20 protein-coding genes are annotated in these 22121 nt (G+C 72.9%); 10 read left to right on the top strand and 10 right to left on the bottom strand.

The features are described from left to right. Nucleotide 1: 1 nt before the first annotated feature. Genes ACFZP7_RS20600 through ACFZP7_RS20585 form a run of 4 tightly spaced genes read right to left on the bottom strand, consistent with a single transcriptional unit; the run spans nt 2 to nt 3403 of the window. Nucleotides 2-970 (bottom strand): complex I subunit 1 family protein, encoded by a 969-nt coding sequence (locus ACFZP7_RS20600; protein ID WP_019328376.1) that lies wholly within the window; start codon nt 968-970, stop codon nt 2-4. Next, nucleotides 967-2274 carry an NADH-quinone oxidoreductase subunit C gene (locus ACFZP7_RS20595; protein ID WP_385635157.1) on the bottom strand — a complete coding sequence of 436 codons (1308 nt, stop codon included), beginning with the start codon at nt 2272-2274 and terminating at the stop codon, nt 967-969. The genes ACFZP7_RS20600 and ACFZP7_RS20595 overlap by 4 nt, the downstream gene beginning before the upstream one ends. After that, nucleotides 2271-2984: an NADH-quinone oxidoreductase subunit B gene (locus ACFZP7_RS20590; RefSeq protein ID WP_385635155.1), complete on the bottom strand. Its 714-nt coding sequence runs from the start codon at nt 2982-2984 to the stop codon at nt 2271-2273. The genes ACFZP7_RS20595 and ACFZP7_RS20590 overlap by 4 nt, the downstream gene beginning before the upstream one ends. After that, nucleotides 2975-3403: an NADH-quinone oxidoreductase subunit A gene (locus tag ACFZP7_RS20585; protein ID WP_029393960.1), complete on the bottom strand. Its 429-nt coding sequence runs from the start codon at nt 3401-3403 to the stop codon at nt 2975-2977. The genes ACFZP7_RS20590 and ACFZP7_RS20585 overlap by 10 nt, the downstream gene beginning before the upstream one ends. Before the next feature lie 289 nt (nt 3404-3692). On the opposite strand from ACFZP7_RS20585, the gene ACFZP7_RS20580 reads away from it, so the two are divergent. The 7 genes from ACFZP7_RS20580 to rarD all read left to right on the top strand — a co-directional run bounded on the left by ACFZP7_RS20580 (nt 3693) and on the right by rarD (nt 12840). After that, a complete protein-coding gene (locus ACFZP7_RS20580; protein ID WP_031020932.1) occupies nt 3693-4919 on the top strand; it encodes a sensor domain-containing protein in 1227 nt (408 codons plus the stop codon). A gap of 150 nt (nt 4920-5069) precedes the next feature. Then, nucleotides 5070-6443 (top strand): sensor histidine kinase, encoded by a 1374-nt coding sequence (locus tag ACFZP7_RS20575; protein WP_385635153.1) that lies wholly within the window; start codon nt 5070-5072, stop codon nt 6441-6443. A gap of 210 nt (nt 6444-6653) precedes the next feature. Further along, nucleotides 6654-7313, top strand: a complete 660-nt coding sequence (locus ACFZP7_RS20570) for a response regulator transcription factor (RefSeq protein ID WP_281403198.1) — start codon at nt 6654-6656, stop codon at nt 7311-7313. A 314-nt stretch (nt 7314-7627) separates the two neighbouring features. Then, nucleotides 7628-9556 carry a 2-oxoacid:acceptor oxidoreductase subunit alpha gene (locus tag ACFZP7_RS20565; RefSeq protein WP_086877455.1) on the top strand — a complete coding sequence of 643 codons (1929 nt, stop codon included), beginning with the start codon at nt 7628-7630 and terminating at the stop codon, nt 9554-9556. Further along, nucleotides 9549-10607: a 2-oxoacid:ferredoxin oxidoreductase subunit beta gene (locus ACFZP7_RS20560; protein ID WP_019328384.1), complete on the top strand. Its 1059-nt coding sequence runs from the start codon at nt 9549-9551 to the stop codon at nt 10605-10607. The genes ACFZP7_RS20565 and ACFZP7_RS20560 overlap by 8 nt, the downstream gene beginning before the upstream one ends. A 208-nt stretch (nt 10608-10815) precedes the next feature. Further along, nucleotides 10816-11670 (top strand): SDR family oxidoreductase, encoded by an 855-nt coding sequence (locus ACFZP7_RS20555; protein ID WP_385635150.1) that lies wholly within the window; start codon nt 10816-10818, stop codon nt 11668-11670. A gap of 123 nt (nt 11671-11793) precedes the next feature. Then, nucleotides 11794-12840 carry an EamA family transporter RarD gene (rarD, locus tag ACFZP7_RS20550; RefSeq protein WP_031020938.1) on the top strand — a complete coding sequence of 349 codons (1047 nt, stop codon included), beginning with the start codon at nt 11794-11796 and terminating at the stop codon, nt 12838-12840. A 40-nt stretch (nt 12841-12880) separates the two neighbouring features. On the opposite strand, the gene ACFZP7_RS20545 is transcribed toward rarD, so the two are convergent. After that, the gene (locus ACFZP7_RS20545) at nt 12881-13489 is read right to left on the bottom strand and encodes an ABATE domain-containing protein (RefSeq protein WP_175461776.1); all 609 of its coding nucleotides are present in this window, start codon (nt 13487-13489) and stop codon (nt 12881-12883) included. Between the two features lie 36 nt (nt 13490-13525). On the opposite strand from ACFZP7_RS20545, the gene ACFZP7_RS20540 reads away from it, so the two are divergent. Together ACFZP7_RS20540 and ACFZP7_RS20535 are read left to right on the top strand one after the other, a co-directional pair. Beyond that, the gene (locus ACFZP7_RS20540) at nt 13526-13996 is read left to right on the top strand and encodes a VOC family protein (RefSeq protein ID WP_125770174.1); all 471 of its coding nucleotides are present in this window, start codon (nt 13526-13528) and stop codon (nt 13994-13996) included. Nucleotides 13997-14172: 176 nt separating this feature from the next. Further along, the gene (locus tag ACFZP7_RS20535) at nt 14173-15135 is read left to right on the top strand and encodes a M28 family metallopeptidase (protein ID WP_019328389.1); all 963 of its coding nucleotides are present in this window, start codon (nt 14173-14175) and stop codon (nt 15133-15135) included. A 128-nt stretch (nt 15136-15263) separates the two neighbouring features. Here the strand turns inward: ACFZP7_RS20535 and ACFZP7_RS20530 are convergent, their stop codons facing one another. Beyond that, on the bottom strand, nt 15264-16601 hold the full coding sequence (locus tag ACFZP7_RS20530) for a tetratricopeptide repeat protein (RefSeq protein ID WP_385635148.1): 1338 nt from the start codon (nt 16599-16601) through the stop codon (nt 15264-15266). A gap of 259 nt (nt 16602-16860) precedes the next feature. Between ACFZP7_RS20530 and ACFZP7_RS20525 the strand changes: the two genes are divergently transcribed. Beyond that, nucleotides 16861-17412 carry an NUDIX hydrolase gene (locus tag ACFZP7_RS20525; RefSeq protein ID WP_385635146.1) on the top strand — a complete coding sequence of 184 codons (552 nt, stop codon included), beginning with the start codon at nt 16861-16863 and terminating at the stop codon, nt 17410-17412. Nucleotides 17413-17514: 102 nt separating this feature from the next. Here the strand turns inward: ACFZP7_RS20525 and ACFZP7_RS20520 are convergent, their stop codons facing one another. From ACFZP7_RS20520 to ACFZP7_RS20505, 4 genes are all read right to left on the bottom strand, one after another. Next, nucleotides 17515-18402, bottom strand: coding sequence for an ABC transporter permease (locus tag ACFZP7_RS20520; protein WP_030977246.1), 888 nt, complete (start codon nt 18400-18402; stop codon nt 17515-17517). Beyond that, entirely contained in the window at nt 18389-19381 is a 993-nt protein-coding gene (locus tag ACFZP7_RS20515; protein ID WP_031020945.1) for an ABC transporter ATP-binding protein, read from the bottom strand. Before ACFZP7_RS20515 ends, ACFZP7_RS20520 begins: the two co-directional genes overlap by 14 nt. Before the next feature lie 122 nt (nt 19382-19503). Next, on the bottom strand, nt 19504-20745 hold the full coding sequence (locus tag ACFZP7_RS20510; RefSeq protein ID WP_385635143.1) for an outer membrane lipoprotein carrier protein LolA: 1242 nt from the start codon (nt 20743-20745) through the stop codon (nt 19504-19506). Nucleotides 20746-21040: 295 nt separating this feature from the next. Then, entirely contained in the window at nt 21041-22051 is a 1011-nt protein-coding gene (locus tag ACFZP7_RS20505; protein WP_030977254.1) for a polyprenyl synthetase family protein, read from the bottom strand. Between the last annotated feature and the right edge of the window lie 70 nt (nt 22052-22121).

The following is a 22121-nucleotide window of genomic DNA, read 5'->3' as shown; positions in this document are numbered from 1 at the left end:
GTTACTGGATCACCACCTTGACGATGCCGGTGAGGGCGATCTGGGCGAGGGAGAGGGGGACGAGGAGGGTCCAGGAGAGTTTCTGGAGCTGGTCCTCGCGCAGGCGCGGGTAGGTCACCCGCAGCCAGATCACCACGAAGGCGAGGACGGCCGTCTTCAGCAGGGTCCACACCCAGCCGAGGCCGTCGGCGCCCCAGGGGCCGTGCCAGCCGCCCAGGAACAGGACGGTGGTCAGGCCGCACAGCACGACGATGCCGGCGTACTCCGCGAGGAGGAACAGCGCGAAGCGCAGGCCGGTGTACTCGGTGTAGGCGCCGAAGATGATCTCCGAGTCGGCGACCGGCATGTCGAACGGGGGACGCTGGAGTTCGGCGAGACCGGCGACGAAGAAGACGATCGCGCCCACGATCTGCCAGGGCAGCCACCACCACTCGAAGGCGTCGAGGATGCCGACGAGCGAGACGGTGCCGGCCGCCATGGCCACCGAGGCGGCGGTGAGCAGCATCGGCAGCTCGTAGGCGAGGAGCTGTGCGGCGGTGCGCAGGCCGCCGAGGAGGGAGAACTTGTTGGCGGAGGCCCAGCCGGCCATGAGCGAGCCGAGGACGCCCACGCCCATGACGGCGAGGACGAAGAAGATCCCCGCGTCGACCACCTGGCCGACCGCGCCCTCTCCGGGGCCGACCGGGACGGCCAGGAGGACCAGCAGGTACGGCAGCAGGGCCACGGCGGGGGCGAGCTGGAAGATCCGGCGGTCCGCGTCGGCCGGGACCACGTCCTCCTTCTGCGCGAACTTCACGCCGTCGGCGACGAGCTGGGCCCAGCCGTGGAAGCCACCGGCGTACATCGGGCCGAGACGGCCCTGCATGTGGGCCATCACCTTGTGCTCGGTCTGACCGACGATCAGCGGAAAGGCGAGGAAGACGACGAAGACGATCAGGAGGCGCAGGGTGACGTCGAGCGCGTCGTTCACTGCTCGCCTCCTTGGGGGTCCGGGCGGTTCTGCCGGTTGTCGTGGTCCTCGGCGGCCTCCGTGGTCTCCGTGGACGCCGCGGTCTCGGTGGTCTCGGTGGACGCCGCGGTCTCCGTGGACGCCGCGGTGTCCGTGGTCTCCGGGCTCTCTGTGTCCTGCGTGTCCTTCGTCGTCGGCGTCTCCGAGGGTGTGTCCGGGCCTCGTTCCGTGCCGTCGTCGCGCCGCTCCGGCTCGGTGTCGTCGAAGGCGGGGCGGGCGTGGTGCCACGGGGCGTCCGGGCTGCGCGGTGCGGCCGGGGCCGCCGGCTTCGGCGCCGTTGTCCCGGCGCTCGCGGACGTGCCCGTGTCGCGGTCGGCGGGTCCCTCGGGGCCGGGGGCCCGCGTACCCGTGTCGGGCGCGGGGGTGCCGGAGGCGGCGCGCTGCGACGCCGAGCCCTCACCGGCGGTGCGTGCGCGCCGCGCCGGGGCGTTCGGGGCGGCGGCCGCTCGGCCGCTCCCCGCACCGGTGTCCGTCCCGGCGGTGGGCGCGGCTTCCGCGGCCCCCGTCCGCTGGGACGCGGAGCCCTGGCTCGCGCTGCGCGCCCGCCGGGGCGTGCCCGGCGCCGCGGCGGCCTGACTGGCGGAGCCCTCCGCCGCCGTACGGGAGCGGCGGACCGGGCGGTCGCCGGCCGTGCGGGTCGGGCGCTCCCCCGCCGGGCGTCCCGCTCCGCGCGCCGGACGGGCCGGGGCGGGCGGCAGCTGGCCCTTGAGCGGGCCCCACTCGTTGGGGTCGGGGACGCCGGGCGGCAGCATCTGGCGGCGCCGGGGACCGCCGTGCTCGGACTCGCCCGGCTCCTTCGCGCCGGGCCAGGCCTTGGCGACGCGCGCGGCGAGGACGAAGTCCTTCCGCAGCGGGTGGCCCTCGAAGCCCTCCGGCAGGAGCAGGTGGTCCAGCGCCGGGTGGTTCTCGAAGGCGACGCCGAACATCTCGTGGGTCTCGCGCTCGTGCCAGGCCGCGCCCGCGTAGACCGCGACGGCGGTGGGCAGCACCGGGGACTCGTGCGGGACCGTGGTGCGCAGCAGCAGCCGGCGCACGGGTCCCAGCGCCACGACGTGCGCGGCGACGCGGAAGCCCGTGCCCGGTTCGTCGACCGCGCTCAGCCAGTCGAAGTAGGTGCAGCCCAGCCGGTCCCGCGCGGTCTCCAGGGCGGGGATCCAGGACGCCGGCGGTACGTCCACGGTCAGGACGTCGTACGACTCGTCGGCCGTGGCCTGCGGACCGAAGAGCTCGGTGGGGTCGGCGGGCAGCCACCCGGCGGCGGTCATCGGCCCTCCCCCGCGCCCGGGTCCGAATCCACGCCCGGATTCGACTCCACGCCCGGGTCCGAACCCACGCCCGTGTCCGCCCCCGTGCCGGTGCCCGGGCCGGTGCCCGGGCGGACGTCAGGCGCCGGCGGACGTACCAGGCCGCTCTGCAGTGCCGCCGCCGACGGCCGGTGCGACGTGCCGTACCGCTCCTCCAGCGACTCCCGCGCGATCTTCTCCTGAAGCTTCAGGATGCCCTGGAGCAGCGCCTCGGGCCGGGGCGGGCAGCCGGGGACGTAGACGTCGACGGGGATGATCTGGTCGACGCCCTTCGTCACGGAGTAGGAGTCCCAGTAGGGGCCGCCGCAGTTGGAGCAGGCGCCGAAGGAGATGACGTACTTGGGCTCGGGCATCTGCTCGTAGAGGCGCTTGACGGCCGGCGCCATCTTGTCCGTGACCGTGCCGGACACGACCATCAGGTCGGCCTGGCGCGGGCCGGGCGCGAAGGGGATGACGCCGAGCCTGATGAAGTCGTGGCGGGCCATCGACGCGGCGATGAACTCGATCGCGCAGCAGGCGAGGCCGAAGTTGAAGACCCACAGCGAGTACCGCCGGCCCCAGTTCAGGACGACCTTCATCGGCTCGGGGGCGAGGCGTGCGAGGGCGCCGAGCCGCTTGGGCTCGGGGAGCAGCACCGGCTCCGCGGGGCTTTCGGCGGGGTTCACGTCCACGACAGGACGCCCTTCTTGTATGCGTAGAGCAGGCCCACGGCGAGGAAGCCGAGGAAGACGAACATCTCCACCAGGGTCGTCGCTCCGTAACCAGGATCGGCGAAGACCGTCGCCCAGGGGAAGAGGAAGATCGAGTCGACCGCGAAGATGACGTAGAGGAACGCGTAGACGTAGTAGCGGACCTGGGTGTGGGCCCAGCCCTCGCCGACCGGGTCGACACCGCACTCGTACGTCAGCAGCTTCTCGGGGGTCGGGACCACGGGCCGCAGCAGACGGCCGGCTCCGAAGGCCACGGCGACGAAGAGCACGCCGACGACGGCGAGCAGCCCGACGACCGAGTACGTCTGGAAGTAGTCCGCGGCGAGGCCGACGGTCGCGTCGGCGGCGGTGGGGGCGGTGCCGTGGGCGGCGGGCCCCACGGGCACGTCGCCGGCGCTCACGGCACCGGCGGTCACGGCACCGGCGGTCACGGCACCGGCGGTCGGTTCCGGCACGTCCGTCCCTCGCTCCCTGCGCTGGCCGCGCTCCCGGTCGTGGGCGCCGCGGTTCGACGATCTGTACGCACGGGAGTCTAGGGCCTGATAAAGAGACGGTAAGCAGCCCGTCACACCTTGGGACGCGGGCGGGCCGCGGGGTGGGGTTTTCCTCAGTGCGTCCTGGCGGTCCACCTCATGGCGCGGCGTCGCGCCGCACGGCACGCTGACTCGTATGACCGAACGCCTCTCGACACCGAGCCCCCGCGGGCAGGCCGGCGCAGCGCCCGGCGACCGTCCGCCGCCGGCCCGTTTCGCCTACGACCGGCACACCTGGAAGGAGATCGCCCACCTGCTGGCGAATCTCCCGGCGTCGCTGCTCGGCTTCCTCTACGTGATCACGATGCTGTTCACCGGCGCCATGCTCACGGTCACGGTGATCGGGTTCCCGCTGCTCGCCGCGGGGCTGATGGGCGCGCGGCAGTTGGGCAAGCTGGAGCGGGGCAGGGCCCGGGCGCTGCTCGGGGTGCGGGTGGACGAGCCGAGTCCGCTGCCGTTGCGCGGCCGGGGCGGCTTCTTCGCCCAGTTGTGGATGGCGCTGAAGGACCCGGTGGGCTGGCGCACGGTCCTGTACGACTTCATACGGCTCCCCTGGGGCATCCTGACCTTCGTCGTCACGCTGGTGTCGCTGTTCGTGCTGTGGCCGGTACTGCCGTTCATCGCCCGGGGCCTGGCCAACGCGGACCGGGCGATGGTGCGCGGCCTGCTCTCCCCCTCGGACGAGCTGGAGCGGCGGATCGCGGAGCTGGAGTCGGACCGGGGCGTCGTGGTCGACACGGCGGCCGCCGATCTGCGGCGCATCGAGCGCGACCTGCACGACGGCGCCCAGGCCCGCCTGGTCAACCTGGCGATGGGACTGGGCCTGGCCAAGGAGAAGCTGCTGGAGGACCCGGACGCGGCGGCGGCCATGGTCGACGAGGCGCACGGCGAGGTGAAGCTGGCCCTCCAGGAGCTGCGGGACCTGGCACGCGGCATCCACCCCGCGGTGCTGACCGACCGCGGCCTGGACGCGGCGCTCTCCTCGGTCGCCTCGCGCTGCACCGTGCCGGTCAAGGTGACCGTCGACCTCGCGGAGCGTCCCGCCGCGGCCATCGAGGGCATCGCCTATTTCACCGTCTCCGAGCTGCTGCAGAACGTGAGCAAGCACAGCCGGGCCAAGTCCGCCACCGTGGAGGTGTGGCGGTCCTCCGACCGGCTGCTCATACAGGTGGGCGACGACGGCCGCGGGGGCGCGCGCCTCGACGGCGGTACGGGGATGAAGGGCCTGGCCGACCGGCTGGCCGCCGTCGACGGACTCTTCGTCGTCGACTCGCCGGAGGGCGGCCCGACGGCGATCACCGCCGAGCTGCCCTGGCGCGACCGCACCGCCGCCGACGCCGCCGGCACCTCCCCCGGGCGCTGACCGGCCCGGGCGCGGGGCTCCCCACCCGCCCAGGGGGTGGGGAAAACCCCCCTCTCCAGACGCCGACGGGCTCCATGGCCCGCAGGCGCGCGGTCGAGGAGGGTGGTGTTACGAGAGCACAGCCGTAGGACGAGGAGAAGGACGGCACCGATGGCCACGGATTACGGACACAGCTACGGGTTCGGGAGCGGGCCCGGCTTCCCCGAGGACACCGCCGCGCGCCGCCACCGGCTGCCGGCGGGGCTGCGGGCGCCGTTCGAGGGGCGCAGCTGGCGGGAGTTCGGCTATGTGCTGCTGGGCCTGCCGGTCGGCATCCTCCTGTTCACCTACGCCGTCACGATGGTGTCGCTGGGGGCGGGCCTGCTGGTGACCTTCCTCGGCGTGCCGGTCCTGGCGGCGGCGCTCGCCGGCTGCCGGGGGTTCGGCGCCATGGAGCGGGCGCGGGCCCGCGCGCTGCTGGGTCTGCGGGTGTCCGACCCGGAGCCGCTGCGGGCGAGGAAGCAGGGCGCGATGGGCTGGATGGGGGCCGTCCTGAAGAGCGGCGCGTCCTGGCGGAGCCTGCTGTACGCGGTGCTCCAGTTCCCCTGGTCGGTGTTCTCGTTCGTCGTCGCCGTGAACGTCTGGGCGTTCGGCTGGGCGATGCTGACGTACCCGCTGTGGTTCTGGGTGTTCCCGATGTACGCCGGCCAGGACGGGCTCCAGCTCTACGGCGACGAGACGCACCGGGTCTATCTGGACAACCCCTTCGAGATCACCATGACCGCGCTGGTCGGCCTGTTGTTCACGCTGGCGACGCCGTGGATCGTCCGGGCGCTGACGACGGTGGACCGGGTGATGGTGCACGGGCTGCTGGGTCCGTCGCGGCTGGCCACCCGGGTGGTGGAGCTGGAGTCGGACCGCGGGGTCGTGGTCGACACGGCGGCGGCCGATCTGCGGCGCATCGAGCGCGACCTGCACGACGGCGCCCAGGCCCGCCTGGTCAACCTGGCGATGGATCTCGGGCTGGCCAAGGAGAAGCTGAAGGAGGACCCGCGGGCGGCCGCGATCATGGTGGACGAGGCGCACGGCGAGGTGAAGACGGCGCTGCAGGAGCTGCGGGACCTGGCACGCGGCATCCACCCCGCGGTGCTGACCGACCGCGGCCTGGACGCGGCGCTCTCCTCGGTCGCCTCGCGCTGCACCGTGCCGGTGCGGGTGGAGGTCGATCTGGCGGAGCGCCCGGCGTCGGCGATCGAGGGCATCGCCTACTTCACCGTCTCGGAGCTGCTGCAGAACGTCAGCAAGCACGCGCGGGCCACGTCGGCGTCCGTGGAGGTGTGGCGCGTGGAGAACCGGCTGATGCTCCAGGTCGTGGACAACGGCGTGGGCGGTGCGGACGTGTCGGCCGGGTCGGGTCTGGCCGGGCTGGCGGAGCGGCTCGACGCCGTGGACGGCATCCTCGTGGTGGACTCGCCCGCCGGGGGGCCGACGCGGGTGACGGCGGAACTGCCGTGGCGGAGCGAGCCGGCGGCGGCGGGCCACTGAGGCGCACGCTGCCCGTCGCGGCGGAGCGGGCCCCCGGCGACATCGCGCCGGGGGCCCGTGCTTCGCGTCCTCTTCCCCCGGCCCGAGCGCATTCGGTCTCCGATGCTGGGATGCTGGCCCTGTCACACGGGCGGGTTCGTGGACGCGGCGCGGGCCGCGCGGACCGCTCGGTGGACGGGCTGTGGGGGGCCGAGGATCGTGGAGGACAGGGTGCGGGTGGTCATCGCCGAGGATTCAGTGCTGCTCAGAGAGGGGCTGACCCGGTTGCTGACCGACCGGGGGCACGATGTCGTGGCCGGGGTCGGCGACGGTGAGGCACTGATCAAGACCATCACCGAGCTGGACGCGCAGGGCGAGCTTCCGGACGTGGTGGTGGCGGACGTGCGGATGCCGCCGACGCACACCGACGAGGGCGTGCGGGCCTCCGTGCAACTGCGCAAGGCGCACCCCGGTCTCGGCGTGCTGGTGCTCTCCCAGTACGTGGAGGAGCGGTACGCGACGGAGCTGCTGGCCGGCTCCAGCCGGGGCGTCGGCTATCTGCTCAAGGACCGGGTGGCCGAGGTGCGGGAGTTCGTGGACGCGGTGGTGCGGGTGGCCGAGGGCGGCACGGCCCTGGACCCCGAGGTGGTGGCCCAGTTGCTCGGGCGCAGCCGCAAGCAGGACGTGCTGGCGGGGCTCACCCCGCGCGAGCGGGAGGTCCTGGGGCTCATGGCCGAGGGCCGGACGAACTCGGCGATCGCCAGGCAGCTGGTGGTGAGCGACGGGGCCGTGGAGAAGCACGTCAGCAACATCTTCCTGAAGCTGGGGCTCTCCCCCAGCGACGGGGACCACCGGCGGGTGCTCGCCGTCCTCACCTATCTCAATTCCTGACACCGGAAGGTCACATCCCGGAAGGCCGCGTGCCTCCCGTCCCCGCCGGACCCGCGGCCCGACAGCGCGTCGGCCCGACGGTCCGGCGGCCGCCGCTCATCCGAACGAATGAGAAACCGGAGCGCGGCCCACAGGCGTCCCCACAGGCGGAAGGGGGCGGGAAATCCGTGGGCCGACGGGGCGGCCGGCCGTCTCGAGGTCGTGTCCATCATGCGAATGTCCACCGGAAGCCAACCCTTGCGGACGTAGGGTTGATCTGGGATGGCCGGTGGGAGACCACGGCCGGACAGCCGCCTCGAGGGAGGTCCAGTTCAGTGACCAGCCAGGTCAGCAGCCCAGCGGAGCAGGCCGACGGAACCGTCGTGGGAGAGCAGCGCAAACCGGCCGGGGCGAAGGACGTCCGCCGGCTGAACCGGGTGATCATCCGGTTCGCGGGGGACTCGGGCGACGGGATGCAGCTCACCGGCGACCGCTTCACCTCGGAGACCGCGTCGTTCGGCAACGACCTGTCGACGCTGCCGAACTTCCCGGCCGAGATCCGGGCGCCCGCCGGCACGCTGCCGGGTGTCTCGTCCTTCCAGCTGCACTTCGCCGACCACGACATCCTCACCCCCGGCGACGCCCCGAACGTCCTGGTGGCGATGAACCCGGCGGCGCTGAAGGCGAACATCGGCGACATGCCCCGCGGCACGGAGATCATCGTCAACACGGACGAGTTCACCAAGCGGGCGATGCAGAAGGTCGGCTACGACACCTCCCCCCTGGAGGACGGTTCCCTCGACGGCTACCACCTGCACCCGGTACCGCTGACGACGCTGACCGTCGAGGCCCTCAAGGAGTTCGACCTCACCCGCAAGGAGGCCGAGCGCAGCAAGAACATGTTCGCGCTCGGGCTGCTGAGCTGGATGTACCACCGGCCGACGGAGGGCACGGAGAAGTTCCTGAAGTCGAAGTTCGCGAAGAAGCCGGACATCGCCGCCGCGAACATCGCCGCCTACCGGGCGGGGTGGAACTTCGGCGAGACCACGGAGGACTTCGCGGTCTCCTACGAGGTGGCGCCGGCGGCGAAGGCGTTCCCGCCGGGCACCTACCGCAACATCTCCGGGAACCTGGCCCTGTCGTACGGCCTGGTCGCCGCCTCCCGCCAGGCCGACCTGCCGCTCTTCCTCGGCTCGTACCCGATCACCCCGGCCTCGGACATCCTGCACGAGCTGAGCCGCCACAAGAACTTCGGTGTGCGGACCTTCCAGGCCGAGGACGAGATCGCCGGGATCGGGGCGGCGCTGGGCGCGGCGTTCGGCGGTTCGCTCGCCGTCACCACCACCTCCGGTCCGGGCGTGGCGCTCAAGAGCGAGACGATCGGGCTCGCGGTCTCCCTGGAGCTGCCGCTGCTGGTCGTGGACATCCAGCGCGGCGGCCCGTCCACCGGCCTGCCGACCAAGACCGAGCAGGCGGACCTGCTGCAGGCGATGTACGGGCGCAACGGCGAGGCGCCGGTCCCCGTGGTCGCCCCCCGCACCCCGGCCGACTGCTTCGACGCCGCCCTGGAGGCGGCACGGATCGCGCTCACCTACCGCACCCCGGTCTTCCTGCTCTCCGACGGCTACCTGGCCAACGGCAGCGAGCCGTGGCGCATCCCGGAGACCGGTGAACTTCCGGACCTGACGGTGCAGTTCGCCCAGGGACCCAACCACACCCTGGACGACGGCACCGAGGTGTTCTGGCCCTACAAGCGCGACCCGCACACCCTCGCCCGCCCCTGGGCCGTGCCCGGCACCCCCGGCCTTGAGCACCGCGTCGGCGGCATCGAGAAGCAGGACGGCACCGGGAACATCTCCTACGACCCGGCCAACCACGACTTCATGGTCCGCACCCGCCAGGCCAAGGTCGACGGCATCGACGTCCCGGACCTCGAGGTCGACGACCCCGACGGCGCGAGGACCCTGGTGCTGGGCTGGGGCTCGACCTACGGCCCGATCACCGCCGCGGTGCGCCGGCTGCGCGCGGCCGGGGACGCGATCGCCCAGGCCCATCTGCGCCACCTCAACCCCTTCCCGCACAACCTGGGGGACGTGCTGCGGCGGTACGACAAGGTCGTGATCCCCGAGATGAACCTCGGCCAGCTCGCCACCCTGGTCCGGGCGAAGTTCCTGGTGGACGCCCAGTCCTACAACCAGGTCAACGGCATGCCGTTCAAGGCGGAACAGCTCGCCACCGTGCTGAAGGAGGCCATCGATGGCTGACGCCAACGCACTGCTCCAGCTCGTCCCGAGGGCCGAGGGCAAGCAGTCCATGAAGGACTTCAAGTCCGATCAGGAAGTGCGCTGGTGCCCCGGCTGCGGTGACTACGCCATCCTCGCCGCCGTGCAGGGCTTCATGCCCCAGCTCGGCCTGGCGAAGGAGAACATCGTCTTCGTCTCCGGCATCGGGTGCTCCTCCCGCTTCCCGTACTACATGAACACGTACGGGATGCACTCCATCCACGGCCGCGCCCCCGCCATCGCCACCGGGCTCGCCGCCTCCCGCCGGGACCTGTCCGTCTGGGTCGTCACCGGTGACGGCGACGCCCTGTCCATCGGCGGCAACCACCTCATCCACGCCCTGCGCCGCAACGTCAACCTGAAGATCCTCCTCTTCAACAACCGGATCTACGGCCTGACGAAGGGGCAGTACTCCCCCACCTCCGAGGTCGGCAAGATCACCAAGTCGACGCCGATGGGTTCGCTGGACGCCCCCTTCAACCCGGTCTCCCTCGCCCTGGGAGCCGAGGCGTCCTTCGTCGCCCGGACCGTCGACTCGGACCGCAAGCACCTCACCGAGGTCCTGCGCCAAGCCGCCGACCACCCCGGCACCGCCCTGATCGAGATCTACCAGAACTGCAACATCTTCAACGACGGCGCCTTCGACGCCCTGAAGGACAAGCAGCAGGCCGAGGAGGCGGTGATCCGCCTCGAGCACGGGCAGCCGATCCGTTTCGGCGCGGACGGCGCCAAGGGAGTCGTGCGGGACCGGCAGACCGGCGACCTGAGGATCGTCACCGTGACCGCGGACAACGAGGCGGACGTCCTCGTCCACGACGCCCACGCCGCCTCCCCCACCACCGCCTTCGCGCTCTCCCGTCTCGCCGACCCCGACACGCTGCACCACACCCCCATCGGGGTGCTGCGCTCCGTCGACCGGCCGGTCTACGACACGCTGATGTCCGACCAGCTCGACACCGCCGTCGAGCAGAACGGCAAGGGCGACCTCGCCGCCCTGTTCGCCGGCGGCGACACCTGGACGGTCGTCGGCTGAGTCCGGCCATTGCGACGGCACAGGGAGAGGCCCGGGCAGCGATCTGCCCGGGCCTCTCCCTGTTTCACGACCGCTTCACGACCGCTTCACGCTCGCGACCTGGATACTTACCAAGACGTAAGTACCTTACTCCAAAGTGGGCGCTTTCCAATAGAAAGCGCACGTCCTAGGGTTAGTTGCATCGACCCCCACAAGGAGTGCTGAACCCATGAGCATCGTCGTCACCGGAGCCACCGGACACCTCGGCCGCCACGTCGTGCGGCAGCTGCTGGAGAAGGTGCCGGCCGACCGGGTCACCGCGGTCGTCCGCGACCGCGACCGGGCCGCCGACCTCGCCGCGCTCGGCGTACGCATCGCGGTCGCCGACTACAACGCCCCCGAGTCCTTCGACGGCGTGTTCGCGCCCGGCGACCGGGTGCTGCTGATCTCCGGGAACGAGTTCGACAAGGGCCGCGTCCGACAGCACACCGTCGTCATCGACGCGGCGAAGAAGGCCGGCGCCGCCCTGCTCGCCTACACCAGCGCCCCCAGCAGCCTCACGGCCGCGCTCGCCGACGACCACCGCGCCACCGAGGAGGTGCTGGTCGGCTCGGGCGTGCCGTACGTGCTGCTGCGCAACGGCTGGTACCACGAGAACTACACCGAACAGCTCGCCCCCGTCCTGGAGCACGGCGCCGTGGTCCAGGCGGCGGGCGACGGACGCGTCTCCTCCGCCTCCCGCGCCGACTACGCGGCCGCCGCCGTCGCCGTACTGACCGGTGAGGGCCACGAGAACAAGGCGTACGAGCTGGGCGGCGACGAGGCGTGGAGCTTCGCCGAGTACGCCGCCGAGCTGAGCCGGCAGACCGGCAAGGAGATCGTCTACACCCCCGTCTCGACGGAGGCGTACACCGGCATCCTCACCGGCGCCGGGGTGCCCGGCCCGCTGGCCGACGTCCTCGCGGGCGTGGACACCGCCATCGAGAAGGGCGAGCTGGTCGTCACCACCGGCGACCTCGCACGGCTGGCCGGCCGCCCCACCACGCCGCTCGCCGAGGCCGTCGCCGCGGCACTCGCCGGCTGAGGACCGCGGAGGACGGCTGTCATGACCGTATGCCGATACGGGCATGACAGGGTGCCGGGTACGGCGTTACCTTCGTCCTGGCATGCTTCCGTCCCGCATGCCAGGTGTGAGAAGGAGGTGCCTGTGGCCGGGTCGTCCAGGAGCGAGCAGCGCATAGGTCTGCTGAACGGCTTCGCCGCGTACGGGATGTGGGGCCTGGTCCCGCTGTTCTGGCCGCTGCTCAAGCCCGCGGGCGCCGGGGAGATCCTCGCCCACCGGATGGTCTGGTCGCTCGCCTTCGTCGCCGTCGCCCTGCTCGTCGTACGGCGCTGGGCCTGGGCCGGTCAGCTGCTGCGCCAGCCGCGCAGACTCGCCCTGGTCGCCGTGGCCGCCGCGGTCATCACCGTGAACTGGGGCGTCTACATCTGGGCCGTGAACAGCGGCCACGTCGTCGAAGCCTCGCTCGGGTACTTCATCAACCCGCTGGTCACCATCGCGATGGGCGTACTGCTGCTCAAGGAGCGGCTGCGGCCCGTGCAGTGGGCGGCGGTCGGAACGGGCTTCGCGGCCGTGCTGGTCCTCACCGTCGGCTACGGCCGGCCGCCGTGGATCTCGCTCTGCCTCGCCTTCTCCTTCGCCACGTACGGCCTGGTCAAGAAGAAGGTCAACCTCGGCGGCGTCGAGTCGCTGGCCGCCGAGACCGCCATCCAGTTCCTGCCCGCGCTCGGCTATGTGCTCTGGCTGAGCGCGCAGGGCGAGTCGACCTTCACCACCGAGGGTCTCGGCCACTCGGCGCTGCTGGCCGCCACCGGCCTGGTGACCGCCATCCCCCTGGTCTGCTTCGGCGCGGCGGCGATCCGCGTGCCGCTGTCCACGCTGGGGCTGCTGCAGTACCTGGCCCCGGTCTTCCAGTTCCTGCTCGGCATCCTCTACTTCGGCGAGGCCATGCCGCCCGAGCGCTGGGCCGGCTTCGCCCTGGTCTGGCTGGCGCTCTCGCTGCTGACCTGGGACGCCCTGCGCACGGCCCACCGCAACGCCCGCACGCTGCGGGCCCAGCTGGACCGGGCGGGCGGCGGCGTACCGCCGGCCAAGGACGGCGCCGACCGGGAGAAGGGGATCGTGGCCTCCGGCGTCCCGGCCCAGGACACGACCGGGAGCGAACAGATCGACGCCCCGGCGGCGAAGCCTTAACCCCCTCTTCTCGCCCTCTCCGCGCCCCGGTCGTGCCGCCTCACCCCGTGCCGGGCGCCTGCCGGGCGCGGTGCGCCCTGGCCTTCTCGCGGTTGCCGCAGTGTTCCATCGCGCACCAGCGGCGGCGGCCCGGGCGCGAGGTGTCGACGAAGAGCAGCCGGCAGTCGTCGGCGCCGCATTCCCGCACACGGTCGGCGTACGGTCCGGTGAACAGGTCGATCGCGTCCCGCGCGACCGTCGACAGCAGCCGCGCCCCCGTGGCACCGGGAGCCCAGCCGCGGGTGCCGTCCGCCTCGATGCGGGCGGCGAGCGGCGCTTCGGCGGCCGCCGCGTTGACCACGGCAACGTGCTCGGGGCGCAGCGGGCGCCCGTGGGCCCGGTCGGCGGTGAGCAGGAACAGGGCGTCCCGCAAGGTCCGGGCCCGCCGCACGTCGGCCTGCTCCACGGTCAGCTCCAGCCCGCCCGGCAGCCGGCTGCGGCCGACCCAGTCGACCAGGTCCTCGGGGCGGTGCAGCACCTCCCACCGCGCGTAGGCGCCCGGCCCGCCCGTCGTCAGCAACTCCAGGCACAGCGCACCCGGGTCGAAGCGGTACGGCTTGCCCTCGCGCGTCAGCAGCGTCAGTCCGGGGGACGGTTTCGGCGATTCCATTGCCCGCTCGATCACGTAACCACTATAACTGGTTACATGACATCGACCCCGGGGCACGCACCCCTCCACTTCAAGATCGTCATTGATGCCACCGCGCCGCACGCACAGGCGGACTTCTGGGCCGCCGCCCTGCACTACACGGTGGAGGACCACAGCGCGCTCATCGAGAAGCTGCTGGGCTTCGGGGCCGTGCCGCCCGAGCTGACCGTCGAGTCCCACGGCCGCCGCGCCTGGCGGGACCTGGCCGCCGTACGACACCCCGACGACCCGTACCAGGAGGAGAGCGGCACCGGGCTGGGGCGGCGGCTGCTGTTCCAGCGGGTGCCGGAGGCCAAGACCGGGAAGAACCGCGTCCACCTCGATGTGCACGCGGCCGAGGGGCGGCGCGCGGAGGAGGTGGCCCGGCTGGAGGCCCTGGGGGCGAGCGTGCTGCGCCAGGTGAAGGAGCCCGGCGGGGAGTGGGTCGTGATGGCGGACCCCGAGGGGAACGAGTTCTGCGTGCACTAGGGGGCAGAGGGGGCCCGCGCGTCGGCACAGGTGACCGACCGGGACTTCCGATATGCGCGACACCATGGCCGGATACCGGTCTTGACGCGCAGTCAGTCCCGGCCACACCATCCAGGCACCCCATTCACAGCGGAGTCCCCTCCCCAGGGACCCCCCAGGAATCCGGAGCCCCCCACATGAAGCTCCCCCTTTCCGGGCGTGCGCTGACGGCCGGTGCCGTCGCCGTGGCCACCCTGATGACCGGCGGAGCGGTGGCCGGCGCGGCCCCCGCCACCGCTCCCGCGCCCGCTTCCGCGGCAGCCGCCGCGCCCGACATACCGATAGCCAACGTCAAGGCGCACCTGGCGCGGTTCCAGTCCATCGCCCAGGCGAACGGCGGCAACCGCGCCCACGGCCGCCCCGGCTACCAGGCGTCGCTCGACTACGTGAAGGCCAAGCTGGACGCGGCCGGGTTCACCACCACCGTCCAGCGGTTCACCGCTTCCGGCCGCACCGGCTACAACCTGATAGCCGACTGGCCCGGCGGCGACGCCAATCAGGTTGTCATGGCCGGGTCACATCTGGACAGCGTCTCCTCCGGTCCCGGCATCAACGACAACGGCTCCGGCTCGGCGGCCGTCCTGGAGACCGCCCTCGCCGTGGCCCGCTCGGGCCACCAGCCCGCCAAGCACCTGCGCTTCGCCTGGTGGGGCGCCGAGGAGCTGGGCCTGGTCGGCTCGCGCCACTACGTCAGCAGCCTCGGCTCCACCGGCCGCGCGAAGATCAGCGGCTATCTGAACTTCGACATGATCGGCTCGCCGAACCCCGGCTACTTCGTCTACGACGACGATCCCGTGATCGAGAAGACCTTCAAGGACTACTTCGCCGGGCTCGGCATCGCCACCGAGATCGAGACCGAGGGCGACGGCCGCTCCGACCACGCGCCCTTCAAGAACGCGGGCGTGCCCGTCGGGGGCCTCTTCAGCGGCGCCGACTACCGGAAGACGTCCGCCCAGGCGGCCAAGTGGGGCGGCACGGTGGGCCAGCCGTTCGACCGGTGCTACCACTCGTCGTGCGACACGACGGCCAACATCGACGACACCGCCCTGGACCGCAACAGCGACGCCATCGCCTACGCGATGTGGGAACTGTCGCGGTAGCCGCGCGCGGCGGGTGAGCCCGGGCCGGTCGGCCGTCCCGGCCCCACGTCAGCCGGCCCGGGTGCACTTCGGCCGACCCGGGCGCACGTCAGCCGGCCCGGGCGCACGTCGGCCGGCCCGGACGCGCGTCAGCCGACCTGGGCGCGCGCGGCGCGCTCGGTGAGGCGGCCCATGCGGGTGCGGGCCACCTCCAGTTCCTCGGCGTCCTGGGCGGCCGGACCGTCCTCGGCGGCGAGTTCGTCCCACAGGTCCACCAGGTCCCGCCCGAGTTCCAGTCCGCGGGCCGGATCGCGCACCGCGCGCCAGGCGGTGGCCGCGCTCTGCACGTTGCCGTAGGCGGCCTCCGCGTCGCCCGCCCGGCGGTGTATCCGGGCCAGCTCCAGCGAGAGACGGAACGCCCGGCCGGGGTCGCCGGACAAGTAGGCGATGTAGGCGGTCAGTTCACGGAGCCGGAGTACCTCGGGGTGCTCCGGCCCCAGCGTCCCGGAGGCGTCCGTCACGGTCTGCTCCGCCAGCCGCGCCGCCTCCTGGGTACGTCCCTCCTTGACGGCCTCGTTGATGCGCCCCGTCGGCTCCGCCAGGAGCGCGGGGGCGGTGGCGTCACCGGGGGCGGTGACCGGCCCGTCCCCCAGCACGGCCTCGGCGACGGCGTCGAAGCCGCGCGCGGGGGTGGGCGTCCGCTTGGGGTCGGGCTCGGGGTCCGTGTCGGGTACGACCAGCAGCGGCCTGCGGGCCGCCGGGGTGCCGCCGGCCGTGGTCCCGGTCGCGGCCTCGTCACGGCTCTGGCCCCCGGACGTCTCCGCGGACGTGTCGGCGGCACCGGCCGCAGCCCCGCCCCCGCTCCCGGAGCCCCCGTTCACCACGTCGTCGTTCGCGGCGCCGCCGTCCATCCGGGGCGGTGGCCCGAACTCGCCCGTCGGCGGCGCCACCGTGCCGGGCGCGGCTCCCGGCAGGGTCCGGAGCGTGAAGGTCGGCGCGCCGTCCCCGGCGACCGGCGTCGGCCGGGGCTCGGCCACCGACGACAGGCGGAAGGTGGGGGTGCCGTCCCGTGCCGGTTCCACCGCGCGCAGGACGTGCGTGGCCCGGTCCTGCCGCACGGGGGTCGTGGGCGCCGTGGCCCGGTCCTGCCGCACGGGAGCCGCCGGCGTCGGGTCCCCGGCGAGGTGGCTGGAGCCGTCCGGGTCGATCCGGAGCGGGACCGAGCAGCCGATGCGCTCGTCGTGGATCGTGGCGTGGACGGGGTGACCGGCTGCGACGGCGAGGCGGTGGAGGCGGTCCAGGACGACGTTCTGGATCTCCTCGCCGGGCGCGGCGACGACGAGCGCGCCGTCGACCGAGGCGCTGCGCGCGCCGGACCCGGCCGACGCGTCCGCCGGCACCCGGACGTCGATCGGCGCCGCCGCAGGGCCGGGCGGACGCTCGGCGTCCTCGCGTCCCCGTTGCCTGTCGCGGCCGAGTCGAGACATCGTTCCCCCACTCATCGGCGGCTTCCGTCGGCGGCTTCCGTGCCCGTCCGTCCAGAGCCTGTCATGCCCGTCGTACACCTACCGTCGAGTTTCGCCGCTCCCTGGCGATCCTCGCGTCACCGGGGTGTCACAGGCTCGTTCCAGCTGCTGGGCGGCGCCTTGCGCGCGGCTCGCGCGCCGGCGGAACGCGCCCGCGCGAGCGCCCCGAAGGTACCCTCCACGCAGCCCGGCGCCCCTGCCGGTGGAGGAGGAGACCGCGATGCGCTGGACCGTCCACACCGAACGCGAGATCCACGACACCCCGTGGGTCCGGCTGCGGTCGCTGGACGTGGAGCAGCCGGACGGCACCCGCACGGACTACCACGTCGTGCGGCTGCGCGACGTGGCCGTGACGGCGGCCGTCGACGAGGGGGCCGACGACGGGCGGCGCGTCCTGATGATGTGGCGCCACCGCTTCGTCACGGACACCTGGGCGTGGGAGCTGCCGATGGGGCTGGTCGAGGACGGCGAGGAGCCCGCGCGGGCCGCCGCGCGCGAGCTGGAGGAGGAGACGGGCCGGCGCCCGGGCACGCTGCGTGAACTGGTCTACGCGGAGCCCGCGGCCGGCATCACCGACGCCCGCCACTTCGTCTTCCGCACGGACGACGCCGCACGGGCCGGCGACCCGACCGAGCGCAACGAGTCCGACCGGCTGGAGTGGATCCCCCTCTCCCGGATCGGCGGCATGATCGCCCGCCGGGAGATCGTCAGCAGTGCCACGCTGGTCGGTGTCATGGCGCTGCTGCTGGACGTCGGCCCCGCGGCGGGCTGAGACGGCCGTCGCCCGGGGGGCGGGGGCGGAGGGTGGCGCCCGGGGCAGGGGGTGCCGGCAGGGGGAGCGGATGGCGCCTGGGGCAGCGGGTGCCGAGCGGCGTCAGGCCGTGATGTCCTTCGTCGTGAACCGCGCCCACGCCGCCGAGCCGAAGACCGCCGCGTAGAGGGCCTGGAGGCCGAGGTTCCGGGTCAGGTCGTCCCAGTAGACCGGTTCGCGCATCAGGTCGGCGAAGGACAGCCAGTAGTGCGAGAAGAAGTACGGCTGGACCGCGTCGAGCTGCGGGATCTGGTCGAGGATCTGGACGGTGATCAGCAGTCCCACGGTGGTCGCCATCGCCGCGATGCCGCTGCCGGTCAGCGTGGAGACGAACAGGCCGAGGGCCGCGACCCCGATCAGTGAGGCGGCGACGACGAGGGCGATCAGGAGGGCGCGTCCCAGGCCCTCGGCGTAGGAGATCCGGGTGCCGGAGATGGTGATCAGATCGCCGACCGGGAACAGCAGCGCGCCGACCAGCAGCGCGGAGACGGCGACGACCAGGGTGGCGGCGAGGCAGAAGGCGATCACCGTGGCGTACTTGGTGAGCAGCAGCCGGGTCCGGCCGGCCGGGGCCACGAGCAGATAGCGCAGGGTGCCCGCGCTCGCCTCGCCGGCGATCGCGTCGCCCGCGACGACGCCCACGGCCATCGGCAGGAAGAACGGGAGGGTCGCGGCGAGCGCGGTGAAGACCAGGAACAGGCCGTTGTTGCTGATCTGCGAGATGAAGGCGGGTCCCCCACCACCGCCGCCGCCCCCCGGTCCCAGGGACGAACCGTCGCTGGTCTCGATCCTCACGGCGATGCCCACCAGGACCGGCACGGCGGCCAGCACGCCCAGCAGGGCGAGGGTGCGCCAGCGCCGGAAGGTGACGGACAGTTCGCTGCGGAGCAGCCCGAGGGACCACAGCGGGCCGGGAACCCGCACCGGCAGCCGCGCCTCAGCCCGCGACATCGAAACCCTCCCCGGTCAGCGCCACGAACGCGTCCTCCAGGGACGCCCGTTCCACTCCGAACCCGCGGACCCGGACGCCGGCCGTGACGAGCGCGGCGTTCAGATCGGCCAGGTCCCGGCCGGGTGGCTCGGCGGTCACCCGGTCCTCGGCGACGACCACGTCACCGGCCCCCTGCTCCTTCAGCACCCGGGCCGCCTCCCCCACGTCCGGGGTGGTCACCACCAGCCGGCCGCGGGCACCGGCCGACAGCTCGGCGACCGGGCCCTGGGTGATCAGCCGCCCCCGCGCCATCACGGCGGCGTGGGTGCACACCTGCTCGATCTCGTCCAGCAGGTGGGAGGAGAGGAAGACGGTGGTGCCGTCGGAGGCGAGTTCGCGCACCAGGGTGCGGATCTCCCGCATGCCCTGGGGGTCCAGTCCGTTGGTGGGCTCGTCCAGGACGAGCAGGCGGCGCGGCTGGAGCAGCGCCGCGGCGAGTCCGAGGCGCTGCTTCATGCCGAGCGAGTACGCCCTCGCCTTCTTGCCGGCGGCGGCCGCCAGGCCCACCCGGTCCAGCGCGGCCCCGACCCGCTCGCGCCGGGTGCGCGGGTCGGCGGTCGGGTCGGCCGCGTCGTAGCGCAGCAGGTTGTCCCGGCCGGAGAGGAAGCCGTACAGGGCCGGTCCCTCGATGAGGGCGCCGACCTGGGGCAGTACGGCGCGGGTGTCGCGCGGCACCGGTCTGCCGAGGACGGCGGCGGTGCCCGAGGTCGGCTCGATCAGGCCCATCAGCATGCGGATGGTGGTGGTCTTGCCGGATCCGTTGGGGCCGAGGAAGCCGAAGACGCTGCCCGCCGGGACGGTCAGGTCGAGACCGTCCACGGCGAGCTGTCCGCCGCGGTAGCGCTTGGTGAGCGCGCGGGTGGCGATGACGGCCTCGGCGTCACCTTCCCGCCGCGGGTGCTCCGTGCGCTCCGGCTCCGCGGTGGACGCTTCGGCCATCGGCTCCCTCTCCTCCTCGCTCCCGCTCCACACCGTCCGTACTGCCTCGTGCTGCCTCGGACCGCCTCGGGCTGCCTCGTACTGCGGCGTGCCGCTGCCGTCCGCCGCCGCGGGCGGGGAGGCTACTCGGCCGCGTCGGCCGCCTTCACCAGCGCCTCCTTGGTGACCGCGCCGGCGTAGACCTTGCCGTCGTCCGTGATCAGGGCGTTGACCAGACGGGTCTTGAAGACCGTGCCGGAACCGAAGTCGCCCTTGACCTGGTCGCCGAAGGAGCCGAGGAAGCCGGAGAGGGCACCGGCGTCACCGCCCGCGGAGGCGGTGGGCAGGCCCTGGCCGCCGGTGTCGAAGGCGGCGATCGAGTTCCAGCCCTCGCCGATGACCTTCAGCCCGTCCAGCCCCTCGGCGGCGTCGCCGCCGACCGGCTCGCGCCCGTGCTCCGGGGCACCGGCCGTCTCGTCGGCCTCGGTCACCTTCGCACCCTCGGGCGGGGTGAAGTCGAAGGTCGACGCGTCCGGCTTCGCGAAGCTGACCTGGGTGAAGCCCGCGTCCACGACGGCGGCGCCGCCGCTCGCCGGAGTGAGCGTGAACTTCAGCGGCATGCCCGTCTTCGCGTCCACCGCAATGCTGACCGCGCCGACCGTGGAGTCCTCCTGCTTGGGCTCGATCACCAGCCGGTACGCGTCCCGGCCGGCCACCTGGGCGGTGCCGTCGACGGTGACCGAGGTGGTGTCGTCGACCGCCTTGAGTGCCTGGTCGGCGAAGTCCTTCGGCGTGGCCGGCACGTCCTTCTCCGGCTTCGCCTGCTTCTCCGGCTGCCCGGGCGCCTCGGACGTGGTCGCGTGGTAGACCTCGTTGGACGCGCTGTCGTAGCCCCAGACGTCCTTGCCGTCGTGGATCAGGCTGTACTCGGCGGCGTTCTCCAGCAGCGACAGCTTCTGCCGGTCGGGGCCGTCCGCCGCGACCCGCAGCGTGTGGGTGCCGGAGACCAGCTCGGTGAGCTTGGCCGACGGGTCGGCGGCGGAGCCGTCCTCGCCGCCGGACGCACCCGGCTTTCCGGACATGCCGGACATCAGCCCGCTCTCCAGGCCGCCGAGGTCCGGCAGGCCCAGGTCCGTGCTGATCTTGACCGTGCCGGACAGCTGCTGGACGTCCGACTTGGCGATCTTCTCTATGAGTTGCTCCGCCGTGACCTTCGGGAGGTCGGGGTCCCCGGAGTCGGCGATCGCGGGGACCAGCCCGATCGTCACGGCCGCCACCCCCATCACCGCGACCGGGACGACGTAGCGCGCGGCCTTGCGCCGTCCGGCGCGCAGGCCCTCGCCCTCTTCGGCGGTCCTGTTGTCGTCGGAATCGATCGGTGCCATCTGTGCCCTACCTCCGTCGTCGGCGGCGGCTGTCTCGCGACCTCGCACTCGCTGTCTCACCCGTGAGCCGCCATTCTCACCCGAATCGGTGAGGATTGGTGTTTTCCGTGGTGTCCATCTGACCAAATCGGCCGGGAAGAAGCGTCAGACCGCGGGCTCAACTCCGCGTACTCCTGCGGGATGACACGGAGGGGCCCCGCCTCCCCCCGCCCGTAGGGGGTGGCGCACCCCGGGCGCGCGAACGCACCCGTCGGCCGTGACCCAGGTCACTTCGGCCGCGGGTGCGGTGGGAGGTTCAGCCGGCCCGGTGCACCACGGCGTCGCACAGCTCCACCAGCGCCGACTTCGCCTCGCACTCCCGCAGCGGGGCCAGCGCCGCCCGGGCGTCCTTGGCGTAGCGCACGGTGTCCTTGCGCGCCTGCTCCAGCGCGGGGTGGGCGCGCAGCAGCCGCAGGGCCTCCGCGTGCCGCGCGTCGTCGGACAGGTCGGAGTCCAGCAGCTCGCACAGGGCGACGTCCTCGGCCAGCCCCAGCCGGGCCGCCCGCTCGCGCAGCCGCAGCACCGGGAGGGTCGGGATGCCCTCGCGCAGGTCGGTCCCGGGGGTCTTGCCGGACTCGTGGGAGTCGGAGGCGATGTCCAGGACGTCGTCCGCCAGCTGGAAGGCGACGCCGAGCCGCTCGCCGTACTGGGTGAGGACGTCGACGACCGTCTCGTCGGCGCCGGACATCATCGCGCCGAACCGGCAGGAGACCGCCACCAGCGATCCCGTCTTGCCGCCGAGCACGTCCAGGTAGTGGTCGACCGGGTCCCGCCCGTCCTGGGGGCCCGCCGTCTCCAGGATCTGGCCGGTGACCAGCCGCTCGAAGGCGAGGGCCTGCACGCGGACCGCCTCGGGACCGAGGTCGGCGAGGATCTGGGAGGCGCGGGCGAAGAGGAAGTCGCCGGTGAGGACCGCGACGGAGTTGCCCCAGCGGGTGTTCGCACTGGGCACGCCGCGCCGCACGGACGCCTCGTCCATCACGTCGTCGTGGTACAGCGTGGCGAGGTGGGTCAGCTCCACCACGACCGCCGAGGGCACGATGCCCGGGGCGTAGGGGTCGCCGAACTGGGCCGAGAGCATCACCAGCAGTGGCCGGAACCGTTTGCCGCCGGCCCGCACCAGGTGCTGGGCGGCCTCCGTGATGAAGGGCACCTCGCTTTTGGTTGCCTCAAGCAACCCTTCCTCGACCGCGACCAATCCGGCCTGGACATCGGCTTCCAGAGCCTGGTCCCGCACGCTCAGCCCGAACGGCCCGACGACGGTCACGAGGGGTCTCCTGTCTGCTGGTGTCTACTGGCGATTACCTGGTTTGTCGATAGGTCGCTGCCACCACTCA

Origin of the sequence: Streptomyces sp. SudanB5_2050 (assembly GCF_964272335.1) — a bacterium.
GTDB lineage: Bacteria > Actinomycetota > Actinomycetes > Streptomycetales > Streptomycetaceae > Streptomyces > Streptomyces rochei.
This window is presented reverse-complemented; position numbering and strand designations above follow the sequence as displayed.